Source organism: uncultured Metabacillus sp. (assembly GCF_947503125.1).
GTDB lineage: Bacteria > Bacillota > Bacilli > Bacillales > Bacillaceae > Metabacillus.
Genome location: NZ_CANNCR010000023.1, coordinates 39,354 through 65,867 on the forward strand (window position 1 = coordinate 39,354; position 26,514 = coordinate 65,867).

27 protein-coding genes, 1 pseudogene and 2 riboswitches are annotated in these 26,514 nt (G+C 37.7%); of the genes and pseudogenes, 25 read left to right on the forward strand and 3 right to left on the reverse strand.

The window, feature by feature from the left end; translation table 11 throughout:
* Positions 1 to 25 precede the first annotated feature (25 nt).
* The 22 genes from Q1B07_RS15420 to Q1B07_RS15525 all read left to right on the forward strand — a co-directional run bounded on the left by Q1B07_RS15420 (position 26) and on the right by Q1B07_RS15525 (position 21,832).
* Positions 26 to 1,237 carry a multidrug effflux MFS transporter gene (locus tag Q1B07_RS15420; protein WP_299091579.1) on the forward strand — a complete coding sequence of 404 codons (1,212 nt, stop codon included), beginning with the start codon at positions 26 to 28 and terminating at the stop codon, positions 1,235 to 1,237.
* Between the two features lie 120 nt (positions 1,238 to 1,357).
* Complete coding sequence (locus Q1B07_RS15425) at positions 1,358 to 2,182, forward strand: aldo/keto reductase (protein ID WP_299091581.1); 825 nt, start codon at positions 1,358 to 1,360, stop codon at positions 2,180 to 2,182.
* 281 nt (positions 2,183 to 2,463) lie between these two features.
* A complete protein-coding gene (locus Q1B07_RS15430; protein ID WP_299091584.1) occupies positions 2,464 to 3,498 on the forward strand; it encodes an ROK family transcriptional regulator in 1,035 nt (344 codons plus the stop codon).
* A gap of 181 nt (positions 3,499 to 3,679) precedes the next feature.
* On the forward strand, positions 3,680 to 4,912 hold the full coding sequence (locus tag Q1B07_RS15435) for a sugar MFS transporter (protein ID WP_299091587.1): 1,233 nt from the start codon (positions 3,680 to 3,682) through the stop codon (positions 4,910 to 4,912).
* A gap of 209 nt (positions 4,913 to 5,121) precedes the next feature.
* A riboswitch (cobalamin riboswitch) is annotated at positions 5,122 to 5,318 on the forward strand.
* Between the two features lie 164 nt (positions 5,319 to 5,482).
* Positions 5,483 to 5,672: riboswitch (cobalamin riboswitch) on the forward strand.
* A 270-nt stretch (positions 5,673 to 5,942) separates the two neighbouring features.
* Positions 5,943 to 6,326, forward strand: coding sequence for a (2Fe-2S) ferredoxin domain-containing protein (locus tag Q1B07_RS15440; RefSeq protein ID WP_299091589.1), 384 nt, complete (start codon positions 5,943 to 5,945; stop codon positions 6,324 to 6,326).
* Positions 6,327 to 6,338: 12 nt separating this feature from the next.
* On the forward strand, positions 6,339 to 7,985 hold the full coding sequence (cobJ, locus tag Q1B07_RS15445) for a precorrin-3B C(17)-methyltransferase (RefSeq protein WP_299091592.1): 1,647 nt from the start codon (positions 6,339 to 6,341) through the stop codon (positions 7,983 to 7,985).
* A 19-nt stretch (positions 7,986 to 8,004) separates the two neighbouring features.
* Positions 8,005 to 8,898: a sirohydrochlorin chelatase gene (locus Q1B07_RS15450; RefSeq protein ID WP_299091594.1), complete on the forward strand. Its 894-nt coding sequence runs from the start codon at positions 8,005 to 8,007 to the stop codon at positions 8,896 to 8,898.
* Positions 8,895 to 9,677 (forward strand): precorrin-6A reductase, encoded by a 783-nt coding sequence (gene cobK, locus Q1B07_RS15455; protein WP_299091597.1) that lies wholly within the window; start codon positions 8,895 to 8,897, stop codon positions 9,675 to 9,677. Before Q1B07_RS15450 ends, cobK begins: the two co-directional genes overlap by 4 nt.
* A 183-nt stretch (positions 9,678 to 9,860) precedes the next feature.
* Entirely contained in the window at positions 9,861 to 10,508 is a 648-nt protein-coding gene (locus tag Q1B07_RS15460; protein WP_299091599.1) for a precorrin-8X methylmutase, read from the forward strand.
* A gap of 3 nt (positions 10,509 to 10,511) precedes the next feature.
* Positions 10,512 to 11,630 carry a cobalt-precorrin-5B (C(1))-methyltransferase gene (locus Q1B07_RS15465; RefSeq protein ID WP_299091602.1) on the forward strand — a complete coding sequence of 373 codons (1,119 nt, stop codon included), beginning with the start codon at positions 10,512 to 10,514 and terminating at the stop codon, positions 11,628 to 11,630.
* Positions 11,614 to 12,825 (forward strand): precorrin-6y C5,15-methyltransferase (decarboxylating) subunit CbiE, encoded by a 1,212-nt coding sequence (cbiE, locus tag Q1B07_RS15470; RefSeq protein ID WP_299091605.1) that lies wholly within the window; start codon positions 11,614 to 11,616, stop codon positions 12,823 to 12,825. Before Q1B07_RS15465 ends, cbiE begins: the two co-directional genes overlap by 17 nt.
* A 4-nt stretch (positions 12,826 to 12,829) precedes the next feature.
* On the forward strand, positions 12,830 to 13,531 hold the full coding sequence (gene cobI / locus Q1B07_RS15475) for a precorrin-2 C(20)-methyltransferase (RefSeq protein ID WP_299091608.1): 702 nt from the start codon (positions 12,830 to 12,832) through the stop codon (positions 13,529 to 13,531).
* Entirely contained in the window at positions 13,531 to 14,304 is a 774-nt protein-coding gene (gene cobM / locus Q1B07_RS15480; RefSeq protein WP_299091611.1) for a precorrin-4 C(11)-methyltransferase, read from the forward strand. Before cobI ends, cobM begins: the two co-directional genes overlap by 1 nt.
* Entirely contained in the window at positions 14,301 to 15,425 is a 1,125-nt protein-coding gene (locus Q1B07_RS15485; RefSeq protein WP_299091614.1) for a cobalamin biosynthesis protein, read from the forward strand. Before cobM ends, Q1B07_RS15485 begins: the two co-directional genes overlap by 4 nt.
* A 15-nt stretch (positions 15,426 to 15,440) precedes the next feature.
* On the forward strand, positions 15,441 to 16,814 hold the full coding sequence (locus Q1B07_RS15490) for a cobyrinate a,c-diamide synthase (RefSeq protein WP_299091617.1): 1,374 nt from the start codon (positions 15,441 to 15,443) through the stop codon (positions 16,812 to 16,814).
* Between the two features lie 72 nt (positions 16,815 to 16,886).
* Positions 16,887 to 17,681, forward strand: coding sequence for a uroporphyrinogen-III C-methyltransferase (gene cobA / locus Q1B07_RS15495; RefSeq protein WP_299091619.1), 795 nt, complete (start codon positions 16,887 to 16,889; stop codon positions 17,679 to 17,681).
* Entirely contained in the window at positions 17,665 to 18,234 is a 570-nt protein-coding gene (locus Q1B07_RS15500; protein ID WP_299091622.1) for a nitroreductase, read from the forward strand. The genes cobA and Q1B07_RS15500 overlap by 17 nt, the downstream gene beginning before the upstream one ends.
* A gap of 104 nt (positions 18,235 to 18,338) precedes the next feature.
* Entirely contained in the window at positions 18,339 to 18,983 is a 645-nt protein-coding gene (bluB, locus tag Q1B07_RS15505; RefSeq protein ID WP_299091625.1) for a 5,6-dimethylbenzimidazole synthase, read from the forward strand.
* Between the two features lie 241 nt (positions 18,984 to 19,224).
* Complete coding sequence (locus Q1B07_RS15510; RefSeq protein WP_299091656.1) at positions 19,225 to 19,893, forward strand: energy-coupling factor ABC transporter permease; 669 nt, start codon at positions 19,225 to 19,227, stop codon at positions 19,891 to 19,893.
* A gap of 2 nt (positions 19,894 to 19,895) precedes the next feature.
* Entirely contained in the window at positions 19,896 to 20,174 is a 279-nt protein-coding gene (locus tag Q1B07_RS15515) for an energy-coupling factor ABC transporter substrate-binding protein (RefSeq protein WP_299091627.1), read from the forward strand.
* A gap of 9 nt (positions 20,175 to 20,183) precedes the next feature.
* Complete coding sequence (gene cbiQ, locus Q1B07_RS15520; protein ID WP_299091629.1) at positions 20,184 to 20,960, forward strand: cobalt ECF transporter T component CbiQ; 777 nt, start codon at positions 20,184 to 20,186, stop codon at positions 20,958 to 20,960.
* A gap of 26 nt (positions 20,961 to 20,986) precedes the next feature.
* Complete coding sequence (locus Q1B07_RS15525) at positions 20,987 to 21,832, forward strand: ATP-binding cassette domain-containing protein (protein WP_299091631.1); 846 nt, start codon at positions 20,987 to 20,989, stop codon at positions 21,830 to 21,832.
* Positions 21,833 to 21,897: 65 nt separating this feature from the next.
* On the opposite strand, the gene Q1B07_RS15530 is transcribed toward Q1B07_RS15525, so the two are convergent.
* Entirely contained in the window at positions 21,898 to 22,521 is a 624-nt protein-coding gene (locus Q1B07_RS15530) for a LysE family translocator (RefSeq protein WP_299091633.1), read from the reverse strand.
* A gap of 155 nt (positions 22,522 to 22,676) precedes the next feature.
* Here Q1B07_RS15530 and Q1B07_RS15535 point away from each other — a divergent pair, with 155 nt between their 5' ends.
* Both Q1B07_RS15535 and Q1B07_RS15540 read left to right on the forward strand, forming a co-directional pair.
* Positions 22,677 to 23,222: an XRE family transcriptional regulator gene (locus Q1B07_RS15535; protein ID WP_299091636.1), complete on the forward strand. Its 546-nt coding sequence runs from the start codon at positions 22,677 to 22,679 to the stop codon at positions 23,220 to 23,222.
* A 232-nt stretch (positions 23,223 to 23,454) separates the two neighbouring features.
* Positions 23,455 to 24,423: a P1 family peptidase gene (locus Q1B07_RS15540; protein WP_366945206.1), complete on the forward strand. Its 969-nt coding sequence runs from the start codon at positions 23,455 to 23,457 to the stop codon at positions 24,421 to 24,423.
* A gap of 148 nt (positions 24,424 to 24,571) precedes the next feature.
* On the opposite strand, the gene Q1B07_RS15545 is transcribed toward Q1B07_RS15540, so the two are convergent.
* Positions 24,572 to 25,258, reverse strand: a complete 687-nt coding sequence (locus Q1B07_RS15545; RefSeq protein WP_299091639.1) for a MerR family DNA-binding transcriptional regulator — start codon at positions 25,256 to 25,258, stop codon at positions 24,572 to 24,574.
* Between the two features lie 242 nt (positions 25,259 to 25,500).
* On the opposite strand from Q1B07_RS15545, the pseudogene Q1B07_RS15550 reads away from it, so the two are divergent.
* A pseudogene (locus Q1B07_RS15550) lies at positions 25,501 to 25,614 on the forward strand (DUF6022 family protein); the annotation flags it as partial.
* A 95-nt stretch (positions 25,615 to 25,709) separates the two neighbouring features.
* Here Q1B07_RS15550 and Q1B07_RS15555 read toward each other — a convergent pair.
* Complete coding sequence (locus Q1B07_RS15555) at positions 25,710 to 26,330, reverse strand: hypothetical protein (protein WP_299091641.1); 621 nt, start codon at positions 26,328 to 26,330, stop codon at positions 25,710 to 25,712.
* Positions 26,331 to 26,514: the final 184 nt, after the last annotated feature.

Genomic DNA, 26,514 nt, shown 5'->3' on the forward strand with positions numbered 1-26,514 from the left:
ATGGACAGAAAGGCGAGAAAAAACGGTGACAAATTTAACAGGAGCGAAACGAATACAACTTGCGTTACTTTTAGGATCACTTGGACTTTTAGGTCCATTTACGATCGACACGTATTTGCCATCATTTCCTACCATTGTAGAAGATTATCATACGAATGCTTCACTGGTTCAAATTAGTTTAACGTCATGTCTTTTAGGACTTGGGTTAGGACAATTATTTATTGGACCAATGAGTGATGTTCAAGGGCGGCGTAAGCCATTGCTCATTTTCCTTACCTTATATTTATTAGCATCATTAACATGTGCTATTGCACCTAATATTTATTTCTTTATCGCTTCTCGTTTTGTGCAAGGTTTTGCGGCAGCCGGAGGACTTGTCATTTCTCGAGCGATTGTTCGAGATGTTTATAGCGGCAGGGAGCTTACAAAGTTTTTTTCTTTATTAATGTTAGTCGGAAATCTTGGGCCGATTGTGGCACCAATCGCTGGAGCTGGAATCCTTGCTTTTGGAGATTGGACCTGGGTGTTTATCGTTTTAAGCTGCATTGGTCTTGTGCTATTATTGACCGTTGTATGGAAGCTTGAAGAAACATTGCCACAGGAGAACCGGATACCAAGCAACCTTCCACAAGTTGTCAAGAATTTTGGAACCCTGTTAAAGGATCGTCAATTTGCAGGCTACACACTGACACAAGCGTTTATTGTAGCGGGTATTTTTGCTTACGTATCAGGTATTTCGTTTGTGTATCAAAATATTTACGGTGTTTCGCCACAAGGATTTAGTTTATTATTTGGCGTAAATGGGATTGCGTTAATTATCGGCAGCCAAGCAGTTGGCCGTCTTTCTGATGTTATCTCCGAAAAAAACTTTTTAAAAATTGGTTTGATAATGGCTAATACATCTGCAGCCTTATTGCTTGTTGCCATTTTTCTAAAAGCACCACTGTTCTTGTTTGCGATTCCGGTCTTCTTTTTCGTAGGTTCGATTTCGATAATTTCGACAACATCGTTTTCATTAGCAATGGAAACACAAGGACATATTGCCGGAAGCGCCTCTGCACTTCTTGGGGTATTGCCATTTTTCTTTGGCTCCTTAACCGCTCCACTTGTCGGCTTAGCAGGAGAATATTCAGCAGTGCCAATGGGCATTATTATCTTTTTATCAAGCCTATTTGCTTTCTTATCTTATTACGGATTAGTCCGCAAACCTTCTATACGAGTACATGCGACAAGATAAAGAAAGTAATTTACTAACCATATTAATAACAATTTAACCTTACTAGTATGAAACCAACTAATAAAATATATATTAGTATGGTTAGATTGTTTATCATATTAATAAAAGGAGACATGCAAAATGAATTATGTAACCTTGAACAATGGATTAAAAATGCCGCAGCTTGGATTTGGAGTATGGCAGGTTCCTGATGAGGGGGCTACCGCTGCAGTTAAAAAGGCAATTGAGGTTGGCTACACATCAATCGACACAGCGATGATCTATCAAAACGAAGCTGGTGTAGGAAAAGCAATTAAAGAATCCTCTGTTCCACGCGAGCAATTATTCATTACAACAAAGGTGTGGAATAGTGACCAAGGCTATGACAATACATTGCGTGCTTTCGATGAAAGCTTGGAGAGATTAGGTCTGGATTATGTGGATCTTTATTTAATTCACTGGCCAACACCACAATTTGATGAGTATGTTGATACATATAAAGCATTAGAAAAGCTTTACCATGATGGCCGTGTGAAAGCAATCGGCGTTTGCAACTTTGAAATTGAGCATTTAGAGCGTCTCTTAAAGGAATGTGAAGTCGTTCCTGTCTTAAACCAAGTTGAGTGCCATCCATACCTTGCACAATCGGAATTAAAAGAATTCTGCGCAAAACATAATATCTTTGTTGAAGCGTGGAGTCCTCTTGATCAAGGCGGAGAAGTGCTGCAGGACGAAGTGATTAAAAAGATTGCTGCATCACACAGCAAAACACCGGCACAGGTTGTATTACGCTGGCATTTACAAAACAATACAATTGTTATTCCGAAATCTGTCACACCATCAAGAATTGAAGAAAACTTCAATGTTTTTGATTTCGAACTAACGGCAGATGAAATGGCGGAAATTAACCAAATCAACCGTGACCGCCGTAAAGGTCCGCATCCAAATGATATGAATGTTCGTTAAAACCTCGCCCAGCCTCGCTGTCACAGCAGGCTGGTTTTTTTATACGTTAAGAAAAGAAATTTGCAGCGCAGGAGAAAATTCGACGTAGTGGCAAATTTTAAGAATTAAGTATAAGTGCAACTAGGCAGTCGCACTGCGCCTAAAGGCTTGGCGCCAGCCAAGTTTTCTTTAACGTATTAAGGACATTAAAAGACTATTGTTTTCAAAAATTGGATATGGTATAGTAACACCGTAACTTATTAAACTCCTTTAAAAAGTTTATTTTTTAGGTGGTGAAGCTAGTGAATAAGCTATTGGCTACTCCAAAATCCATGAAGAAGGTGATCCTTCGTGGTATTCGTACAACTCTTCTAAAAGTTGGGAGTGCAACAAAAGTTGAACTCAGCGATACATTAGGAATTAGTTTCCCGACGATAAGTAAGTTCCTGGCACAGATGGAGAAGGACGGGGAAATTATGTTAGTCGGTTTAGATGATTCAAGTGGTGGAAGAAGAGCAAAAAGATATACATATAATCCTGAGCATATGTTAGGTCTGGCAATCTTTTTAGAAAGAACAGAGACGAATTATACCATTTTTAATTGTGCGGGAGAAGTAAAAGAACAAGGAAAAGCGCCGAGTGTATTAATAGATGATGGTTTACATTTATTAACTGCGTGTATTGAAAACATAATATCTAGCTACCCAAAAATCAGTTCGATCGCAATTGGGGTTCCTGGCTCGGTTGAAAATGGCAGGATATTTTATATACCAGGATACGAGCAATTTCAAAATTTTGATGTAAAAGGATACTATGAGGACCATTTTTCTATACCTGTCGTTGTAGAAAATGATATGAATGCTGCTGTTCTTGGATATTACAATAATAAAGGAATAAAAGACAAACAATCCCTTATCTATTTGTATTCAGGTCAAAATGGTCCAGGTGCAGGAATCATGATAAATGGAGATGTTGTACGAGGAAGTACTTTTTTCTCAGGAGAGGTTTCATTCGTCCCGCAGTATAATGACCAAAATTTTCGGCAAGCATTAGAAAACGGAAGTGGTTCAAGAAAAGGAACGCTCCGTGAGGATAATGAGATTGATGCAATTAGCAGATTAGTTGCCGCGTTTACAGCGATCATTAACCCTCATACCATTATTTTTTGTCATGATGAAGTAGAAAAAGCAATATTAGACAAAATTAAGATATGCAGTTCAAAATATATTCCTTCAGAACATCTCCCAGCGCTTGCAATGAGTGACTGGAAACAAGACTATTTAATTGGACTGCAAAGTCTGTGCCTTGACCTCATGCTCGATGGAATAAACAATTAATCTGTTTGAAATACTAGTAACTTATTAAATAAAAAATTTAATAAGTTTTTATTTCTATACTTTTTAAACAACTTTAATAAGTTCAATTACAAAGGAGGGATCTCAAGATGGAAGCTGCTTTATTAAAATGGATTTCAAAGTTTTGAACTAGACTACAAACGAATGAAAGGTGAGGTTTCATATGACAACATTTCTATTAATCATCATTTATTTGGCTTTTATCAGCTTAGGATTACCTGATTCATTGCTGGGGGCAGCGTGGCCGGTGATGCAATCGGACTATGGGGCTCCACTCGAGACTGCTGGATTCCTTTTTATGACAATTGCAGGTGGGACAATTATCTCTAGTTTAGCCAGCGGAAAGATTCTTAAACGGTTCGGCACTGGCAACGTCACATTTGTCAGCGTCCTAATGACTGCTGCTGCATTGCTGGGATTTCACTTTGCTCCTTCAATCATTTGGTTAATTATTTGTGCCATCCCACTCGGATTAGGGGCAGGAGCTGTTGATGCAGGATTAAACGATTATGTTGCTACACATTATAAGGCACATCATATGAGTTGGTTACATTGTTTTTGGGGAGTGGGAGCTACTTTAGGTCCTATCATAATGGCTCAGTTTATTTCAGAGGGAAATTCTTGGAGAAATGGGTATTTTGTTATTTCTGGCATTCAGTTTGCGTTAGTTGTAATCCTTCTCTTCACTTTGCCTTTATGGAACAGAGTGACCAAAAACAGCAATCTTACTCTAACTGAAGAAACAGAAGATTCAAAAGGTGTAATAAATGCTGAAGATGCTGAAGATGTAAAACCTTTACAAATTAAAGGAGTTAAACTTGCTCTTGCATCCTTCTTGTTTTATTGCGGGGTTGAAGCAACAATGGGCCTTTGGGGAAGCAGCTTCTTGGTAAATGTCAAAGGATTAAGTGCGGCAACTGCAGCTGGGTGGGTTTCCTTTTATTACGCAGGCATAACAATTGGTCGATTTATAACAGGCTTTATTACCTTTAAAATGACGAACCGTACTCTTATTCAGCTCGGACAAATAATAGCATTAATTGGTGCCGTTATTCTAATTTTACCATTGCCGTCCATTTTCTCACTTATAGGTTTTATTATTGTTGGACTAGGATTAGCGCCGATATTTCCGTGTATGTTGCATGAAACGCCAACACGTTTTGGGAAAAAACATTCTCAGACAATCATGGGCTATCAAATGGCAATTGCTTATACTGGCACTACATTCATGCCGCCTCTTCTTGGTTTCATTGCAACTCATTCAACAATAGGAATCTTCCCATTTTGTATTGTTGTTTTTGTAGCAGCAATGCTCCTAAGTTCTCAAAAATTAAATAGTTTACTGACAAAAAAGGCTGTATTCAAAAGGAAAGATTCAATCTCAGCAGTACTTTAATCAAATACGGGGTTAAATTTATCAGGCTTCGTTTTTAGTTTTATCATAAAAAACAAAACTCTTTAAATTTACTAATCATCTATTGATATTATTTTAATTGCTTATGACGAAAAAGAAGCGGCCATGTAAATTTTGTCTTATTCACCAATAATATGTTGAAATATCTTACATAACACTTTATTATATAATCTATCGAATTTAATAAATCTAACAAAGCAATAAATTAAGATGCCAAGTTGGCTTAATAGGGAATCTGGTGAAATTCCGGAACTGTCCCCGCAACTGTAAGTGTTGACGAAATAAGTTATACCACTGTATAACCATCTTAAATTGGTGGTTATATGGGAAGGGCTTAAAGTAGATTGAAACACAAGTCAGGAGACCTGTCTTAGTTTATAAATTTCAGTTTCTTCGGGAGGTGAGAAGGTGAAATGATTGCAACCAAATAGATTTTTTTGGTATGCCTTCATTTTACTTTTCTCCGCTCAGTTGAACCTGAGCGTTTTTTTTTTGAATAATTAAAGTGGACATATTATTCATAGCAATCAAATACATTTAAGATGAACAATTAAATATTTTAAAAGATTAGGTGTACTTCAACCTTTTGTTGAACATAAGAGGGAAGTCGGTGAAATTCCGACACGGTACCCGCCACTGTAATGGTGAGCTTTATTACAAAATAGTCACTGATTTATATTGGGAAGACGTAATAAAGCAATGAACCTTAGTCAGGAGACCTGCCTTTTCTTTTTAACTGATACCTACGGGGATATAGGTGGATGTGTATTAGAAAATGCTATATTCATAGCATTATTTTTTAGTGCACCTCTATCTATATAGGGGTGCACTTTTATTTAGTTTTTAAGTTTTGGAAAGTTTTCTGTTCATTTTCTTTTGTAAGGTGTTCACTTATCTTGGTAAGTCTCTTTGGTGGATTTGAGGTCTAACTTTTTTTGAGCTGATTCACAAACTTTTTACTTCTTTAAACAGTTAATAAAGTCTAAATATTTAATAGATTGGAAGTGTTCAGATGACAACTTGGAATTTAACCGAAACAATGCATCACGTATTAATATGCAACGGAAGCAGCTGTATGAGAAAAGGTGGCGAGGAAGTTACACAGGCAATTAGAGAAGAGATTACAGCCTTAGATTTGGACAATAGAATTCATACAACTCGAACGAGATGTAACGGGAGATGTAAAGATGCTTGTGTAGTTGTAGTCTATCCAGAAGGAGTATGGTACAAAGCTGGTACTCCTGAATTAGCAAAAGAAATTGTCCAAGGGCATCTGGTTGATGGAAAAGTCATAGAAGATAGTGTGATTTACACATATGAACATGAGCATTTTGTAGCACCTGAACATTCAAAGTCGATCGTCGGTATAGATAAACCACAAAAAAGCAAAGTGTAAGGAGGAAATGCATTGTTAGGAAAGTTACTTGTTATCGGTTTTGGCCCAGGAAGCTTTGAGCATATGACGAAAAGGGCTCAAGATGCCATACAAGAGAGCGATTGTATTATTGGTTACAAAACCTACGTAGAATTGATTAAAGATTTATTAATAGATCAAGAGATTATTAGTACAGGGATGTCTGAAGAAGTGAGCCGTGCCCAAGCAGCCGTTCATCTAGCAGAAGAAGGAAAAACGGTAGCAGTTATTTCGAGCGGAGATGCTGGGGTATATGGAATGGCTGGACTTGTATACGAGGTGCTGATTGAAAAAGGCTGGAAAGAAGCAACAGGTGTTAGTGTTGAAGTCATTCCAGGTGTTTCAGCTATTAACTCCTGCGCTTCCTTGTTAGGGGCACCGATTATGCATGATGCTTGTACGATAAGCTTAAGTGATCATTTAACCCCATGGGATTTAATCGAAAAAAGGATAGATGCAGCGGCACAAGCTGATTTTGTTATCACCCTTTACAATCCTAAGAGCGGAAGGCGTACAAGACAAATTCAAGAAGCACAACGAATTCTCTTAAACTACAGATCACCCGCGACTCCGGTTGGTCTTGTAAAAAGTGCATACCGTGATCGACAACATATTGTCATCACAGATCTTAAACATATGCTAGATCACGACATCGGCATGCTTACAACTGTTGTTATCGGTAATTCAACAACTTTTTTATATGACAATAAAATGATCACGCCTCGTGGTTATCAACGAAAATATACATTGAATTCAACTGAGCAACGATTAAAGCCTCATGAACGACTTAGACACGAAAACGAGCCTTGGGCGCTCCATAAAGGGAAAAATGATATGGTACAGCAGCCCAAAAAATGGAAAGAAAAAAACCCTGAGAGAAGCTCATTACAAATCGCTCTAGAGGCACTTCAAAAAGTGGAGAAGAATTTCGACAAATCCACGAACAATAAGCAAATTCAACAAAAACAAGTGGTAGTTAATAACCCTATTACATCCATTTTTGAATTAGCTGTAAGCCCTGGAATTGCCAATAAAAAGTTTACTCCAAAGCAAATGATGATACTTGCAGAGGTTGTTGGAGACGAAGGCTCAATGGAGTATACACCACACCATCAAATCATACTTAGAATTCCAACAAGTAATCCTGACTTAATCACAAAGAAACTAGATGATGTTGGGTTTCTATTAGAACCTATCGGTGATGTGTTTCAACTAAAAGCATGTGATTTTTGTGAGGGTGAAAAAAAGGATTCGATTCCATATGCTGAAGAGCTTCATGAAAAACTAAGCGGTCTTGATTTGCCAAAAGAATTAAAGGTAGGATTTAACGGCTGTGGTATGGCATGTTTTGGAGCTGTTAATGAAGACATTGGCATTATCTTTCGAAAAGGGAAATTTGATTTATTTTTAGGTGCGAAAACAGTTGGGAGAACCGCTCATCCAGGTCTGCCTGTTGCAGAAGGAATTGAACCTGAGAAAATTGTCGAAGTAATCGAAAAAATTGTCTATGAATACAAAGAAAAAGGCCATCCAAATGAGCGATTTTTTAAATACTTTAAGCGAGTAGGGAATGTACAAGGCTATACATATAAAGACATGGCACCAAAGATAGAAATAGAACCAGCTCCATGTGGAGATTAAAAGGATAGGGGAGAATCTTATGAAAGCCATTTTACTAGTTGGTCATGGAAGTCGAGATCCAGAAGGAAACGAGCAGGTAAGACAAACAATTGAAGAACTAAAGCCACAGCTTGATTCAGAGCTTTTAGTGGAAACCTGTTTTCTAGAGTTTGAAAGACCAGCCATTGACCAAGGTATTCAAACATGTGTAGAAAAAGGAGCAACAAGTGTTTTTGTTATCCCTCTCATGCTTCTTGCAGCAGGTCATTCAAAAATTCATATTCCAGCAGCTATTGATGAGGCAAAGGAAAAATATCCTCATGTTTCATTTACCTATGGAAGACCGTTTGGCATTCATGAAGAAACAATAGAAATTTGCAAAAGCCGCTTAGAAGATGTTGGCGAACAAATAAATGAAGAGGATCCTAATACTTCTGTCATCTTATTAGGTCGAGGTGGAAGTGATCCTGATGCGAACAGTGATTTGTATAAAATCACTCGACTATTATGGGAAAAACTCAACTACAAATTCGTAGAACCTGCTTTTATGGGGGTAACAGATCCATTAGTTAAAGAAGGCGTTGAACGCTGTGTCAAATTAGGTGCAAAGAAAATTGTCATCTTACCTTATTTTCTTTTTACGGGAATCTTAATCAAACGTCTTGAAAACATGATTCTAGAGTTTGAGCAAGAGCATCCAGATGTTGAGTTTAAACTTGCAGGCTATTTTGGCTTTCATTCTCGGCTGAAGACCATCATAAAAGATCGTATAGAAGAGGCATTACAAGGTGAAGTAAAAATGAACTGTGACACATGTGTTTATCGAATTGGAGCAATGGAACATATTGATCATCACCACCATCATCACGATCACGACCATGATCATGTACATCATCACCACCATCATCATGAACATGAGGTTCAAAAAGGATGATTCTCTTTTTAGCTGGTACAAGTGATGCTAGAGCTTTAGCGCTAACAATAAAAGATTCAGGTTATGAGGTCCTCACAACAGTTGTAACAGAAAATGCCGGAAAAGAAATGAAAAAGACAGGATTAAATGTTTTGGTCGGAAGACTAACGAATGAGGATTTTGTGAAAATCATCCAAGAACAAGGCTTTAAAGCAGTGGTTGATGCAAGTCACCCTTTCGCTGAAGAAGCAAGCAAAAATGCTCTTTTAAGTGCGAAAGAAGCAGGAGTTCCTTATATCCGATATGAACGTGAGTCAAAGTTATATGAACATAAGGGAATTACAACGGTTGACACTTATGAAGATGCGGCAGAAGCAGCTGCTGAAAGAAGAGGAGTTATTATGCTCACAACAGGCAGCAAGACATTAGAAATATTCACGAGTCGATTGTTAAACCAACCAGATACCAGAGTGATTGCTCGAATGCTTCCAAGAAAGGACAATATGGAAAAATGCGAAAAGCTCGGTTTTCCTCAAAAAAATATTGTCGCCATTCAGGGTCCCTTCTCTAAGGAATTTAACTCTGCCTTATACAAGCAGTACGGAGTGACAACGATGATCACAAAAGAAAGCGGGAAGGCAGGCTCTGTTGATGAGAAATTGGAAGCTGCGCTTGAGCTTGGCATTGAAACGATCATGATTAAAAGACCGAAGATTCAATACGGAAATGTATATTCAGATTTTCAAAGTGTACTTGCTCATATTAATGGGTTATTTAAAACAAAAACTGTTGAAGGATGATTGGAACGGATATGCCCCTTATGTGGATGAGGTGGAACAGGTGAGACCTCCTCTGGCATATCACCAAGGATGTTCACCGCCCGCTTACGGAAAGCGAGCTTCCTAGAGTGGATATCAATATTTCGAAATAATGCTTAAATAGAAACCAAAAAAGCTTATAGAAATGAAATGGAGGAATAGAAAATGGACTTTAAAACAGAATTTAAACCACTAACTGTCCAACCTCAAGAAATTGAGGGTATCAGCTTTAACATGATTGATTCAGAGTTTGGTGAACATAGTTATACACCAGAACAGTATAAAGTTGTTCAACGTGTTGTTCACGCTTCTGCTGATTTTGAATTAGGTCATAGTATGTTGTTCCATGACAAAGCTGTTCAAGCGGGAATCGAAGCTATCCGTAAAGGCGAACAGGTATATGCTGATGTTCAAATGATTTTAGGCGGCGTAAGCAAAGGAAGAATTGAAAAGCATGGGGGAGGTGTCCATGTTTTTATTTCAGATCCCGACGTTATGGAAGAAGCAAAACGCTTAAATACGACACGAGCCATTATTTCTGTCAGAAAAGCAATTAAACAATTTGATGGTGGTATCTATGCCATTGGTAATGCACCAACGGCTCTACTTGAATTGATTCGGTTAATTAAGGAAGGGGAGGCAAAGCCAAGTTTAGTGATTGGTTTACCGGTTGGATTTGTATCAGCACCAGAATCAAAGGAAGAATTAGCAAAATTAGATGTCCCATTCATTACGAATGTAGGCAGAAAAGGCGGTAGTACGGTAACGGTTGCTGCATTAAATGCAATCTCTTTATTAGCTGATAAGGATTAACCAATGGACGGAAAAGAAAAAAAGAAGGACAAAAAGGAAATGCGTACCGGCTATACAACTGGTGCATGTGCTACAGCAACAACAAAGGCAGCTCTAATGGCACTTATTACGGGTGAACCCCAAACGGAAAGTACGATCTTTCTACCAGTTGGAAAATTTGCAACATTTGAAATGGAGAGCTGTGTGATTGACAGTGAATATGCTGAAGCGGAAACAATTAAGGATGCTGGTGATGATCCAGATGCTACCCATGGAGCTCTGATTAAATCAACTGTTTCGTGGAGTAATAAGCCCGGTATAACACTTGATGGGGGAATTGGGGTAGGACGTGTAACAAAGGAAGGGCTTCCGGTTCCCGTTGGGGAAGCAGCGATTAATCCAGTGCCACGAAAAATGATTCTTGAAACGGCCGAAGAAGTTCTTACATCACACAATATATCCAGAGGTATTACCATCATCATTTCCGTCCCTGATGGGGAAAAATTGGCAGAAAAAACATTAAATAAACGTCTCGGGATTATTGGCGGTATTTCCATTTTAGGAACAAGAGGAACCGTCATTCCATTTTCAACTTCGGCTTACATGGCAAGTATTGTTCAAGCAATTAGTGTAGCAAGAGCAAGTCAATGTGAGCATGTCGTAATTACAACTGGTGGACGAAGTGAGAAATACGCTATCCAGCAATATCCGGAGCTTCCCGAAGAAGCTTTTATCGAAATGGGCGACTTTGTTGGTTTTACACTAAAACAATGCAAAAAGCAAGGGATTAAAAAAGTCTCTCTCGTTGGTATGATGGGGAAATTTTCAAAGGTCGCGCAAGGGGTCATGATGGTTCATTCCAAAAGTGCTCCTGTCGATTTCAATTTTCTTGCAAGAGTAGCAGTTGAAGCAGGAGTAACCGATGATGAACTTCTTGAAACGATTAAACAAGCTAATACCGCATCCCAAGTTGGCGATTTAATGGTAGAGAACGGGTTCAACAACTTTTTCACCCTTCTATGTACCTATTGTTGCTTATCAGGGTTAAAGGAAGTAAATGGTGGTATATCGATTGAAACAAGCTTGTACACAATGAAGGGTACATTGCTTGGAAAGGCAGGGAAGCATGAAGGAAACAATTAAGGTGATTGGAATAGGAGATGATGGTAAGAAGAGTCTTCTTCCAGTCTATGAAAAGTGGATTTATGAGAGTGAAATACTAGTAGGTGGAGAGAGACAAATATCTTTCTTTCAAGATTATTGTGGTGAGAAGGTAGTCATAAAAGGCGGACTTTCCTCACTCGTTACGTTTCTAGAAAAAGAGGAGGAACGAAACATTGTTGTCCTCGCATCAGGAGACCCATTATTTTATGGAATTGGCAGCTATCTTGCTAAAAGACTAAATGTAGAGATTTATCCCTACTTAAGTTCCTTGCAGCAAGCTTTTGCAAAAATGAATGAAAGCTGGCAAGACGTATACATCGTTAGTGTACACGGAAGAAACATGAAAGGACTTGCTCAACGTATTAATGGCAGAGAAAAAGTAGCTCTTCTTACGGATACTGAAAACAGTCCTTCGGTTATTGCCCGTTATTTACGGTCATTTTTCATGAATGAATATAAAGCATTTGTTGCAGAAAATCTAGGTGGTGACAATGAACGATATGCTTTCTACGAATTAGAGGAAATGGAACATTTAGAGTTTTCACCTTTAAACATTGTTATTTTAAAAAAGATAACAGATAGCAAAACATGGTCATTCGGAATCGATGATGAAGAATTTCATCAAAGAAAGCCTGAAAAAGGACTGCTAACGAAAAAAGAGATCCGAACTCTTAGTCTAAGTGAAATGAAGTTAAATCAAAAAAGTATTGTTTGGGATATAGGTACCTGTACCGGTTCAGTAGCTATTGAGGCTTGCTTAATCGCCAATGAGGGGCAAGTCTATGCAATTGAAAAAAATGATCATGATTTAGAAAATTGTCGTCTAAACATGCAGAAATTTAGAACAGATTTTACCGTCGTTCAAGGGAAAGCTCCTGATAAATTAGATGAATTTCCAGATCCCGATGCTATCTTTATCGGTGGAACAGCAGGAGGGGTGCAGGAAATTTTATCCGTTTGTTGTTCTCGTTTAAGAAAAAACGGAAGAATCGTTTTAAATGCCATCACGATCGAGAATTTATCACAAGCTGTTGAGGCCTTTAAACGAAACGGTTTTGAAGTAAGCATTACCCTCGCACAAGTGTCGAGAAGTAAGCCAATTTTAAACCTTACTCGATTTGATGCTTTGAATCCAATTTATATTATCGCTGCTCACCGTAAGGAGGGAGAATAAAAGAATGGTAGGAACATTATACGGATTAGGTGTAGGACCAGGAGATCCTGAGCTTTTAACAGTAAAAGCTTTTCGTAAATTAAAAGAAGCTCCTGTCATAGCCTATCCAAAAAAGAGAAAGGGCAGTAAAAGCTACGCCCAACGAATTATTGATGTTTACATAACACCAGGCGAAAAAGAAATGTTAGGGCTCGTCTTTCCAATGACAAAGGACCCCGTCATCCTTGAACGAGAGTGGTCCAACACGGTCGAGCTTGTTTGGGAGAAGCTGAAAACTGGAAAGGATGTAGCGTTTGTAACAGAAGGTGATCCACTTCTTTACAGTACCTTTATCCATATGATGAATCTTGTAAAAGAGCGCTACCCAGAAGTGAACATTCAAACAGTTCCTGGGATTTCATCTATAAATGGAGCAGCATCAAGACTTGGTATTGCTTTGGCTGAAGGTGATGATCACGTTGCCATCATTCCTGCACGAAATGATTATGAAACAATGAAAAAAGCAATTGTAGAAAATGACTGTGTCATCTTTATCAAAGTGGCTAAAGTCATGGATCTTATGCTACGTATTCTTCGTGAGTTAAATTTAGTAGAAAAAGCATCTGTTGTGACAAAAGTAACGTCTGATGAAGAAATCATCTGGGATATCAGTGAATTAGACCGGGCAGAACTCGAATATTTGACATTAATGGTGGTGAGAAAATAGTGAAGATTACAATCATAGGAGCTGGCCCTGGAGATCCAGATTTAATTACCGTAAAAGGCCTAAAGCTTCTTCGGGAGGCGGACGTCGTATTATATGCTGATTCATTAGTTAGCACGGAGCTTATTGAACGAGCAAAACCAGATGCAGAAGTCATAAAAACAGCTGGCATGCATTTAGAGGAAATGGTCGAAGTAATGGTTGATCGAGTACAAGCAGGTAAAAAGGTCATTCGCGTTCATACTGGAGACCCGGCTGTATACGGGGCCATTATGGAACAGATCGCCATCTTAAACAAAAAAGACATTTCAGTAGAAATTATTCCTGGTGTTAGCTCTGTTTTTGCATCCGCAGCTGCCTTAGGGGCAGAACTAACAATTCCGGACCTGACGCAAACCGTTATTCTCACTCGTGCCGAGGGAAGAACACCTGTTCCAGAAGCAGAGAAATTAAAAGATCTTGCTAAACATAACTGTACGATCGCTTTATTTTTAAGTGCCACACTGACAAAAAAAATAGTAAAAGAGTTTCTGGATGCGGGCTGGAGTAAGGATACTCCTGTTGGTGTTGTGTACAAAGCATCATGGCCTGATCAAAAAATTGTAAGATCAACACTTGAACATCTTGATGAAGATATGCGCAAGAACGGTATTCGTAAACAAGCCATGATCTTAGCTGGGTGGGCACTTGACAAGGATATTCATCAAAAGGAGTTTAAATCAAAGCTTTACGATAAGACTTTCACTCATGGCTATCGAAAAGGAGTGAAAGAATGACACTTGTTTTAGAAGAAGGAAAAAACGTCGAACTAAAACAAACTGGTACATATGCCATTGTCGCGATCACAAAGCATGGTGTAGTGCTAGCTCGAAATCTTCATGCAAATTTCCATCAAACCGACTTGTTTTACATGAGCAAGTTTGAAAAGGGCGATGAGGTTGAACAAAACATTACCCTTTTTGAAGGAAATGTCCGTATGCTGCTTCCAACTCTATTTAAAAAGTATAAAGGCATCATTATGATTATTTCGTTAGGTGCCGTCGTACGCATGATCGCACCAATTTTAAAAGATAAAAAAACAGATCCAGCTGTTGTTGTCATTGATGATAAAGGACAGCATGTGATAAGTGTTTTATCTGGCCACTTAGGTGGAGCGAATGAACTTACAAGGGAAGTAGCTGAATTACTTCACGCAACTCCGGTTATTACAACTGCATCAGATGTACAAAAAACAATCCCTGTTGATTTATTTGGCAGCCGATTTGGTTGGGTGTGGGAAAGTGCAGAAAAGTTAACACCAGTTAGTGCTTCTGTTGTAAATGAAGAGCACGTCGCCATTATCCAAGAATCGGGTGAAAAGAACTGGTGGATGCATGATAAAGCATTACCTGGGAATCTAAAAATCTATCAAACAATTGAAGATGCAATTGATGCAAAGCCTAAAGCAGCACTAGTTGTCACACATCGACATTTAACAGATGAGGAGAAAGTGATCCTCCAAAACGGTGTGCTTTACCGACCAAAAGTCATTGTACTAGGGATTGGTTGTAATAGAGGAACATCTAGTGAAGAAATTGAGCAAGTCATTCATACCACATTAGAGGAATTACAATTTTCCGTTAAAAGTGTTAAAGCGATTTGTTCCATCGATTTAAAAAAAGACGAAGCGGGAATTATTGAGGTTGCTCAAAAACATCAATGGGAGTTCAGCTGCTACACTGTTGAAGAGTTGAATTCTATACAAATTGAGCTTCCGTCTGAAACGGTCTATAAATTTACAGGTGCTTATGGAGTAAGTGAGCCTGCTGCCCGCTTATACAGTGGAGCACATACTCTTGCCCTCACAAAGAAAAAGTCAGGAAATGTAACGATATCTGTTGCCGTTATTCCTTATTAAAGAGGTGAATGTTAGGTGACTAATCGAAGAATCGTCATTGCCGGCACCGGCAGTGGTGTTGGAAAAACAACCTTAACCATTGGATTAATGTCAGCATTAAGAAAAAAAGGGTTAACGGTTCAAGGTTTTAAATGTGGACCGGATTATATTGATCCTTCTTATCATACAGCAGTGACAAGCCGTGTATCTAGGAATCTTGATAGCTGGATGCTTACAAAAGAGAATGTACTCGAAATCTTTACACGAGGGAGCGAAGGAGCCGATATCTCTATTATTGAAGGTGTAATGGGGTTTTATGATGGAAAAGATCCAAGAACAAATACAGGGAGTACAGCTGAAATTAGCATGATGATCGAAAGCCCTGTTTTACTTGTCGTGAACTGTGTAAGTATGGCTCGAAGCGCAGCAGCGATTGTAAAAGGATTTCAGGTGCTTTCAAAAGGACCCAACATCGTTGGGGTTATTGCTAATAAAGTAGGAAGCGAAGGTCACTTTAATCTTGTTAAAACAGCAATTGAGCAAGAATGTGATGTACCTGTTATTGGTTATTTAAAGCGGGAAATGGATATTGAAATACCTGAAAGACATTTAGGACTTATTCCTTCTATAGAAAGAGGAGAATTAGATCCATTTTTTGATCATTTAGGTGAACTAATTTTAGAAACAGTAGATATCGATCAACTACTGAAACTATCACAAGCTGATCCAATTGTTACAAAGGTAAGCACTTCTTTATTTCAAAGGAAAAAGGAATCATCCATCAAAATTGCTGTAGCAAAAGATGCCGCCTTTAACTTCTATTACCCTGAAAATCTAGAAATGTTAGAGGCTTACGGGGCGGAGATTGTATATTTTTCACCCCTCGAGAATGATCCATTACCAGATAACATCGATGGCCTTTATATCGGTGGAGGATTTCCAGAAGAATTTGCCAAAGAGCTCTCCGATAATAATGACGCAAAGCTATCAATTAAACAAGCCATTGAGAAGGGCTTACCGACCCTTGCTGAATGTGGCGGATTTATGTATTTAACAGACTCTATTGAAACAACAGACCACACTCGCCATGAGATGGTAGGAATCATTTCAGGCGAAGTAAAGATGCACACGAAGAGAGTCGCGTTGGGCTATCGAGAAATTAAGGGCCGGAAGGGTAATTTTCTCATAAATGAGCAGCAAAAAGCAAAAGGACATGAATTTCATTATTCTACCTTTTCACCAAAAGAAGAAGTTCATCATGCTTACGAAACAAAAGGAATGAGAGGAATAAAGCTTGAAGGCTGCTTAAAGCACAATGTTGTGGCAGGGTATACTCACATTCATTTCGCCTCATGTCCGGAATTAGTGGAAAAGTGGATCGCGTACTGTAAGGAAATCAAAGAACATTGATGCTGATTGAAATGCCGACATTTCAATCAGCAGGGGATTCGAATAAGAAATAACGAGAAGAGAGGGATGTTTTTGACTAAAGGCAACGTTTATTTGGTAGGTGCTGGACCAGGGGACCCTAAATTAATTACCGTCTATGGCTTAGAATGTATCCAAAAAGCGGACGTCATTTTATACGATCGATTGGTCAATAAAGAATTATTAAACCATGCAAAATCGGAGACAGAGCTTATTTTTTGTGGAAAGCTTCCCGGAAAACACGAATTAATTCAAGAGCAAATCAATGCCCTTATGGTCGAAAAGGCACTTGAAGGCAAAATCATTACTCGTTTAAAAGGTGGAGATCCTTGTGTATTCGGTCGAGTTGGGGAAGAAGCGGAAGTCCTAGCTGAGCATGAGATAACATTTGAAATTGTTCCTGGGATTACATCAGGTATTGCCGCACCTGCATATGCGGGTATCACCGTCACACACCGAGATTACGCTTCATCATTTGCCATTGTAACAGGACATGGTCGTGCTGATAAACAACAAGATCACATCAATTGGTCTGCTCTTGCCCAAGGCATAGATACGATTGCCTTTTATATGGGTGTAGGAAATTTAGATTACATATGTAAAAAACTCATTGAGAATGGCAAAAGAGCAGAAACCCCAGTTGCCCTTATCAATTGGGGAACAACTGAAAAGCAAAAAACACTAATTGGGACATTAACGACAATTGAACAGCTAGTGAAACAAACTGGCCTTAAACACCCATCCATGATTATCGTAGGTGAAGTGGTGAACCTGCGTCAAAAGATACAATGGTTTGAAGAGATAAAATTAGATCATAAAAAGGAGGAAAAGCATGTCAATCATCAGTGAACTAGAAAGCCGTCGAGCGATACGTGACTACCGCGATCAAGAAGTAGAAGATGAAAAAATTAAACGCCTACTTGAGGTCGCAACTTGGGCGCCAAATGATCGAATGAGAGAGCCTTGGAGCTTCTATATCATAAAGGGAGAAGCTAAAAAACGATATGAAGCTCTAGCAAAAGCCTATTTAGAAGAACGATTTCTAACAAAACCAGATTTAGTGAACAGTTCAATAAAAGTTTTAACAAGTACACCTGTTCATATTGTTGTGACCTCTGATATTGTCCCTGGAGATGAAGAGGCAACAAGGGATAATGATTATGCTGTTTGCTGTGCCATTCATTCTATGTGGCTAGCAGCAAAGGAGTTAGAGCTGGGGTTTGTTTGGCGAACTAGAGGTGTAGGGCTTGTTCATGATGAACGTTTACATCAATTTATTGGCTCCCCAGAAAACAAGAAAGTCATTGGAAATATTTTTATCGGTTATCCTGATAAAGAATCACTTCAAAACATGAAACCTTCAAAGCGAACGTCGTTTGAAGAAAAAACAACGTGGTTATAAACCATTTTCTAAGACAATGGCAAAGCATTTGAATGGAATCAAAGAAACTCAATCGAACTCCTTTTTATCTAAGGCAAACGCTTGATTTAGGGGTGTTAAATTTCATGTTTTCTAATAAAGAAAGAGAAGCCATTTATAAGGTTATCGAGACGAGAAGAGATATTCGTAGTTTTAAAACAGATCCTGTTCCTATGGAGGCTGTTGATCGAATCCTGGCAGCAGCGCACCATGCTCCTTCGGTTGGGTTTATGCAACCATGGAACTTTATTTTAATTGAAGCAAATGAAGTAAAAGAGAAATTAGCTTGGGCTGCTGATAAAGAAAGAAGAGCACTATCTATTCATTACGAAAATGATGAGCGTGCATCCAAGTTTTTATCCCTAAAGATAGAAGGATTAAAAGAAGCACCCATTACTATTTGTGTAACATGTGATCCTACTAGAGGTGGTTCACATGTATTAGGACGAAATTCCATTCCAGAAACCGACATAATGTCAACAGCCTGCGCCATTCAAAATATGTGGTTAGCTTCTTGTGTGGAAGGGTTAGCAATGGGATGGGTCAGCTTTTATAAAAAATCTGATGTACGTGATATTTTAAGTATTCCACCACATATTGATCCTGTTGCTTTGATTTCAATAGGATACACAGATGTATATCCTAAAGCACCTCTTTTGGAAACAGCAAACTGGGAAAAAAGAAGGTCTCTTCAAAATTTAATTTTTAAAGACATGTGGGAAAATAAATAGTCAAAAGAAGCAATTTAAGGGACAGTCCCCACTACAAATAATTTCCATATTTCTGAGTGGGGACAGGCATTTAGAAGACATCCTCTATAAAAACATAGCTAGATGATAGATTTGATCATGGACATTTTTTTTAACTTTTGGAGGAATGAAAATGAAAAGAAAAGGGAAATGGGCTTTACTCATTACCGTGTTAGGTTTAACAGGTTTCTTTTGGACAAATTCTTATGAAAAGGCCTACGCGATGCATATAATGGAAGGGTTTTTACCCTTCGGCTGGGCTGTATTTTGGTGGGTGATCACTCTGCCTTTTATTATTTTTGGATTAAGAAGCATACAAAAAAAACTGAAGGAGTATCCTGAAATGAAAACAATGCTCGGCCTTTCTGGAGCGTTTGCGTTTGTTTTATCCGCGTTAAAAATTCCTTCTGTGACAGGCAGTTGTTCACATCCAACTGGTGTGGGGTTAGGAACGATTTTATTCGGACCAACAGCGATGAGTGTACTTGGTACAATCGTTTTACTATTTCAATCTTTGTTATTAGCACATGGCGGTTTAACGACATTAGGAGCAAATGCTTTTTCAATGGCCGTTGTAGGCCCGTTTATTGCTTATGCTATCTTTAAAGTAGGTCGTAAATTAAATATGTCGTTTGCTGTTTCTGTTTTTCTAGCAGCAATGTTAGGAGATCTCGGTACATATATCATGACATCTATTCAGTTATCTCTTGCTTTTCCAGCCGAAGTAGGTGGTTTCTTAGCTTCCTTTGCCAAATTTGTAAGTATTTTCGGACTAACACAAATACCTTTGGCCATTAGTGAAGGCTTATTGACCGTTATCGTAATGAACTTACTTTTAAAATACAATCAATCTGAACTACATCTTATAAATAATGTGAAGGAGGCTAGCTAATCATGAAAAATATCGTCTTGTTTTTAATTGTTATTTTATTGGCGATCATTCCTCTTTTCCTCCAAGGTGATGCAGAATTTGGTGGGGCAGATGGTAAAGCAGAAGAAATGATCGGCGAGTTGGCCCCTTCATATGAACCTTGGTTCAAGTCTATTTGGGAACCGCCAAGCGGTGAAATAGAAAGTTTAATATTCTCTTTACAAGCCGCTATTGGTGCTGCTTTTATTGGTTATGTTATTGGATTTGGCCGAGCTAGAAAAAAATACTCATCTAAGGAATAAGCCTGAACCATGCTGAAAATCGATGATTACGCCTATTCTAATAGATTGAAACATGTTCACCCAGCTGAAAAGGTTGGATTCGTTATGACCTTCTTAATGTTTACCATCATTACCAAAAATGTAGTTATAGCGATGATTACATTTTCCGTGATGAGTTTAAGCATCGTTTTTGCAGCCAAAATTCCATTCTCACAATATTTGAAGCTGTTACTATTGCCATCTATTTTTCTCTTTACAAGCATTGCTGCCATTTTAGTTTCAATTGCACCAGTATATCAAGTGAACGTTGACACGATATGGTTTTTTACTATCAAGTCATGGCAAATTTATATAAGTGTAGCAAATATAAATCAAGCCTACCAACTTTTGGTTACGATTATAGGAAGTGTAAGCTGCTTGTACTTTCTTATCTTAACAACACCATTACATCAATTGATATGGGTATTACGTAGACTGAAACTTCCAGTACTTTTTATTGAATTAGTTGGTCTAACATACCGGTTTATCTTTGTGTTGCTAAATAAAATGCACGAAATTCATTTGGCACAATCTAGTAGACTAGGTTACCAAAATCACCGATTGTGGATCTCATCGATCGCGCACCTAATTGTAAGTCTTTTTCTCAAATCGATCCAATCTGCCAAAGAATTGCAGATTGCCATTGATAGTCGTGGTGGGGATATGAAATTGTATGAGGTTGAACTTAGCTTGTCTTACAATCGATATCGCTGTGCTGGTATCCTAGTCTCAATCATAGGTCTCTTCATCCTTACCTTAAACACATAAATCTATAATGGAAAGGAGGCCGACGTGTGACGTCTACATTTTTCACTTTTAAAAATGTTTCATATCAATATCCAGATGGAACAATAGCATTAAACGATATTACTTTTTCAATTGAACGAGGAAAGAAAATTGCCTTAATTGGAAACAACGGTGCGGGAAAGTCCACTTTATTTTTACTACTTAATGGGATTTTGAAACCTTCTAGTGGAAGCATTACATTTAAAGGAAAAAAATTGTCTTACACTCGTAAAGAAATAAAGATGCTTCGTCAACAAGTTGGCATTGTATTTCAAAATCCCGACTCACAGCTTTTCTCTTCAAGTGTGTATGAAGATATTAAATTTGGTCCTAAAAATTTAGGATTGTCAACTGAACAAATAAGCCAAATCGTTCAAGAAGTAATGGAACTAACAGAGACAGAGTCCTTAAAAGACAAGCCACCACATTTTCTTAGTATTGGTCAAAAAAAGAGGGTATCCATTGCAGGAATTATGGCCATGAATCCTGATTTAATGGTATTAGATGAGCCAACAGCTGGGCTAGATCCGTATTACTCGCATAAGATAATGGAATTACTAGCTACATACCATCATGAAAACCGGACCGTTATTCTCTCAACTCATAATGTTGACCTTGCCTATGAATGGGCTGACGAAGTGATCATCTTACATAACGGGGAAATTATTTCAAGAGGAGCTCCGTTTGACGTTTTTCAAGAGAAAGCAGCTATTAAGAAATACCATTTAGAGCAACCATGGGTAATAGAAGTCTACAATAAATTAATGGGAGTTTCAGGTATTTTAGAGTCAAAGTTACCGACATCAAAAAGAGAATTATTTGAATTAATGGATGATATATTTCTAAATAAGTAAAGTGATCAAAGGGTAGGATATTTGAACGAAGTAGAAAAAACATTGGGTTCCCATCCCAATGTTTTTTAATGTGGTTTATCTAATGCTAACTTTATTCCAAAGCCAATTAAGACGAGACCTGTTGCTTTTTCCATGATCCTTTGTACTTTTGGAGACATTAGCCATTTACGTAAATAGTTTATGAAAAAGACGTAAAGAAAAAACCAAGTAATCGATAGAATCGTATAAATAATCCCCATTAAAATAAGCTGTCCTGTTGCATTTTCTCCTGCTTTTACAAATTGGGGTAAAAAGGTTAAGAAGAACATAGCCACCTTAGGATTAAGTATATTTGAAAAGAGACCTTGTTTAAACGCTGACTTTTTCATTTCTGAATGATTTAGATGTTCAACAGCAGATGCTTTCTTTTTATTCCTAGAGATTAATGAAGACAAGCCCAGGTAAATCAAGTAAATGGCTCCTGCATATTTCACGATTTCAAATGCAACTGCAGACTGCATCAATATAGCTGAAAGCCCAAAAGCAGCTGCAAAGGTATGCACTAGAGAGCCAGTTGTTATACCCAAACCCATTTTATATCCATCTTTTCTTCCGTCTGAAATGGTCCTCTTTGTAATCAGTGCTGTGTCGATACCTGGACTCATGACAACAAATAATGAAAGGATTAAAAATGTAAAGAAATCATTCATTTTCTCCACTCCCTTAATGACTTGCAAAATGCAGTCTGATAAAATATGATTTAACAAATATTAAATGTAGTTTAACACATGTTACACCATTTGTGTTTATTTTAAATTAATAAAATTAAATTGTATTTAATTTAATCTTTACGAGGAGTATGGTGATGGAAAATATCAATATTGGCAAAAAAGTTGAGAAATACAGAAAAGCAAAAGGGTTAAGCAGTAGAGAATTAGCGAAAATAGCCGAAATAACCCCTTCCATGCTAAGTCAAATTGAACGAGGGTTGGCAAATCCTTCAATTCAAACTCTAAAGGTTTTAGCTAATGCGCTTGATGTTCCAACCTTTAGTTTTTTACTCGAAGAAACGAATACAGAAGATTTAGTTGTTAGGTCAAATGAACGTAAAAAAATGGTTGTTGAAAACCTTTCGTATGAGTTATTATCACCCGATTTTACCGGCACATTGGCAACAGCGATTATGAATGTTCCTCCTGATACGTCTTCGTCAGAGAAACTTTTGGAACACAAAGGAGAAGAAGTTGCTTTTGTATTAAAGGGGAAAATTAAAGTGTACTTAAATGATGAAGAATACATATTAGAAGCTGGTGATAGTGTTAAAATACCAGCTTATATGAAACATAAATGGGAAAATCTTTTTAAGGAAGAGGCTGTCATCCTTTTTTCGGTGACTCCACCTGCTTTTTAGTATCAGAATGGTACTTTTTTAACTTAAGTGTAACTGAGAAGCCTTTTTTGCAACACTTTTACATTTTTACTTAAGAACGATTAATTAGTAAGAAAACATCAAAATCATTAAGATCTGCGAAACTGATGAAAAAAACTTAAATAGGTAAATGTTAAAGTTATTCATAAAACTGATTCTTTATATGTAAAATTAAGTAAATAGCTTTCCGTCATACATTGAGGGGGATTCTAAATTGGAAACCAGAACAATTGTAGATGTACCAGGAATCGAAGTGGGACATGCCCAGAACGAAGCTGCACTAACTGGCTGTACGGTTGTACTTGCTAAAGATGGTGCTGTGGGTGGGGTTGATGTGCGTGGTTCAGCCCCGGGGACCCGTGAAACAGATCTTCTTCATCCTGTAAACTTAGTTGATCGTGTACATGCAATTTGCTTAACTGGAGGAAGTGCATTTGGTCTTGCAGCTGCTGATGGCGTGATGAATTATTTAGAAGAGAAGCGAATCGGGCTAAATACAGGATTCGGAATTGTTCCCATTGTACCCGCTGCTGCGCTGTATGATTTGTCGCTTGGAGATTCTTCCGTGCGCCCGGATGCAAAAATGGGATTCGATGCGGTAAGTAAAGCTAACAAGCATAAAGTAGAGGAAGGAAATGTGGGTGCAGGCTGCGGAGCGTCTGTCGGTAAACTATGTGGGTTTGACTGTGCGATGAAAAGCGGACTTGGAACAGCTTCGCGGATACTACAGAATGGGTTGATCATTGGAGCGATTGTAGCAGTGAACGCGGTAGGCGAAGTACGCGATCCGCTTACGAATGAAGTGCTGGCAGGTGTACGAGATGAGAACGGTGCCATCCGGAAAATCGAGCATTTCCTAATAAAGCAAGTATTTTCTCCAATTCCTACTGGTACGAATACGACCATCGCAGTAGTTGCAAGCAACGCGATCTTGACGAAGTCCCAGGTGAATAAAGTCGCTCAAATGAGCCACAATGGGTTAGCACGCACGATTTATCCGGTTCACACTATGAACGACGGGGATACGATATTTTCCTTGGCTACGGGAGAAGTCAAAGTCCCAGTTGATGTGGTTGGTACACTCAGTGCCGATGTTTTGACTGAAGCAGTCGTCCGTGCGATACGGGCTGCCAGAGGTGCGGGTGGATTGCCAGCCTATAGTGATATAAAACAACAGGGGTAACGCAAAGTTAACCGTAAGCTAAAAATTATATGTGATCAAGTAACTTATGACGCCAAACCCCTGATAAAAGGTTGGCGTTTTTACGTGTTTCATAGAGTTGACTGCGATGATAACAAGTTCATAGAAAAAACACTATAGACATCGATATTCATTGCTGGTTTACTATTTTGAACAATTTATATAGATAGAAGACCCCTTTAAGTTGTTCTTGGTTACGTTTATTTATATGTTTTTGAAGATCATGTATTACTTTTCTTACTTCTTCAAGATCATGTTGGTTTAATTCTTTAATCTCCTGTTTTAATTGAATAACCTCATTTGAATAAACTGCATTCTGAGTTATTTTCATTAATAAGACTTTTATAAGCTGGAATAAGTCGAATAGTCGATAGTTATTCAGTTCTCCTCTTTTGGACGTAATATATCCTTCCTTCTCCCAATATCGAAGAGTTGATGCAGGGATATTTGTCTGGAGTGACAATTCACCAGTCGTCATAGTGGGTTCATTAGTCAAGTTTTCCAGGTATTTATTCACTCGTTCAATAATCATTTTGTCTTCATAATTAACTACTTGCGCTTTATTTATGATCCAAAGAGCAGCGTCTAGTTCTTTTCGTTGCAACTTTTTGAGAACAGCTGAAGTTATGTCCATGCCAAACCCAGGAGACATAGCCACAATACACTCAAAATAAGCTACATGTTCCTCTGTATATATTCTATAACCAGTAGATGACCGTTCAGGTTTCGGCACAATTCCTCTTTCTTCATAACTTCTTAAAGAGCTTGTACTAATCTTTAATTTTTCAGCAATATCTATAGGTCTTATTTTTTCCAATGAGCACACTCCTATATTTGAAAACTGTATTATTAAGTAAAGTTTATCAAATCAAACATTGTAAATTCAGCTCTTATTTTTTAAAACATTAGAATTGGCTTTAATGTTGTAAGCTTGATTTGTAAGATAAAAAATATGGAGGGATTCATATGACAATAGTAAATATTCAACCGCAGATGACCATCTATGAGTTAGGAGATGTACTTTTTACTTATATAAAAGACCACTGAGAGGAAGTATTAAACAGGAATATCAAAGAGCTTGAACAGCTATTTCCGAAATTTGAAGATGCAACATACGGCATGTATTTAGATAAACTTCTTCCGCCAATTTGGAATCTATTATCATTCAGTTAACTGATGCAAGGCTCAAAGAGTATTTTCGAAAAGCAGTTTCTGCTAGTCCTATTTTCATTATTCAGTTTTATAGGAGAAGATAACGACCTTTAAACTTATACTAAAAATTTCCCTTTTTGTTCTTTTACCATTTCCATATAATTATCCCTATTAAGTAATTGAAAAATAAAGAAGGAGTTTTGATAAGATTGTTTTATTTCGGATGTATCTTTTATTAATCTCTCCAAGCTCATGCCTTTTTGAAAATAAAGTTGGCCTGCCATGGAAATATCTTCATTTAAGACAGACATTTTTATCCCTAAATTTGCGAATGTAAGGGACTTTTCATAATCATTAAGCAAGAAATACAATTTTGATAAGTTATAGTAAATTTTTATATGAAACCGAAAATGCTGGGATAAAAAGTCTTTATAAGAAAGGAGTATGTGATATTGTTCAAGGCTTTCCTGATATAATTGGTTTTCTGCAAAAATAATGGCAATGCTGTTTTGAATCTTAAAATCAAGGAAATCTTGACCATATAGAGGATGGCTGCGATCTAATAGTGCTTTAAGTTTATTTATAGAAGAATGAAAATCCATTTTCTTCAAATAATAACTTGATACAATATAAACCCAGTTAATTATTTGGTCAAATTTATAGCCCATTTGTCTGTTTTTTTGTGATAATTCACTTGAACAAATTTGAAAAGCCTCTTCATAATTCTTTTTCTTCAATAATTCCTCTAAATATTTTTCCGTTTCTTGAATATATTCTTGGGCATCATTCAATAAAATTTTATAAAAATAGTCTAATGTCACCTTTAATCGTATAGATAATATATAAACCTGAATTATTCATACCTTCTCTCAGGTCATGCATTTAATCAAAAATTAATTACATTTCTAAGTTTTTAAAAGA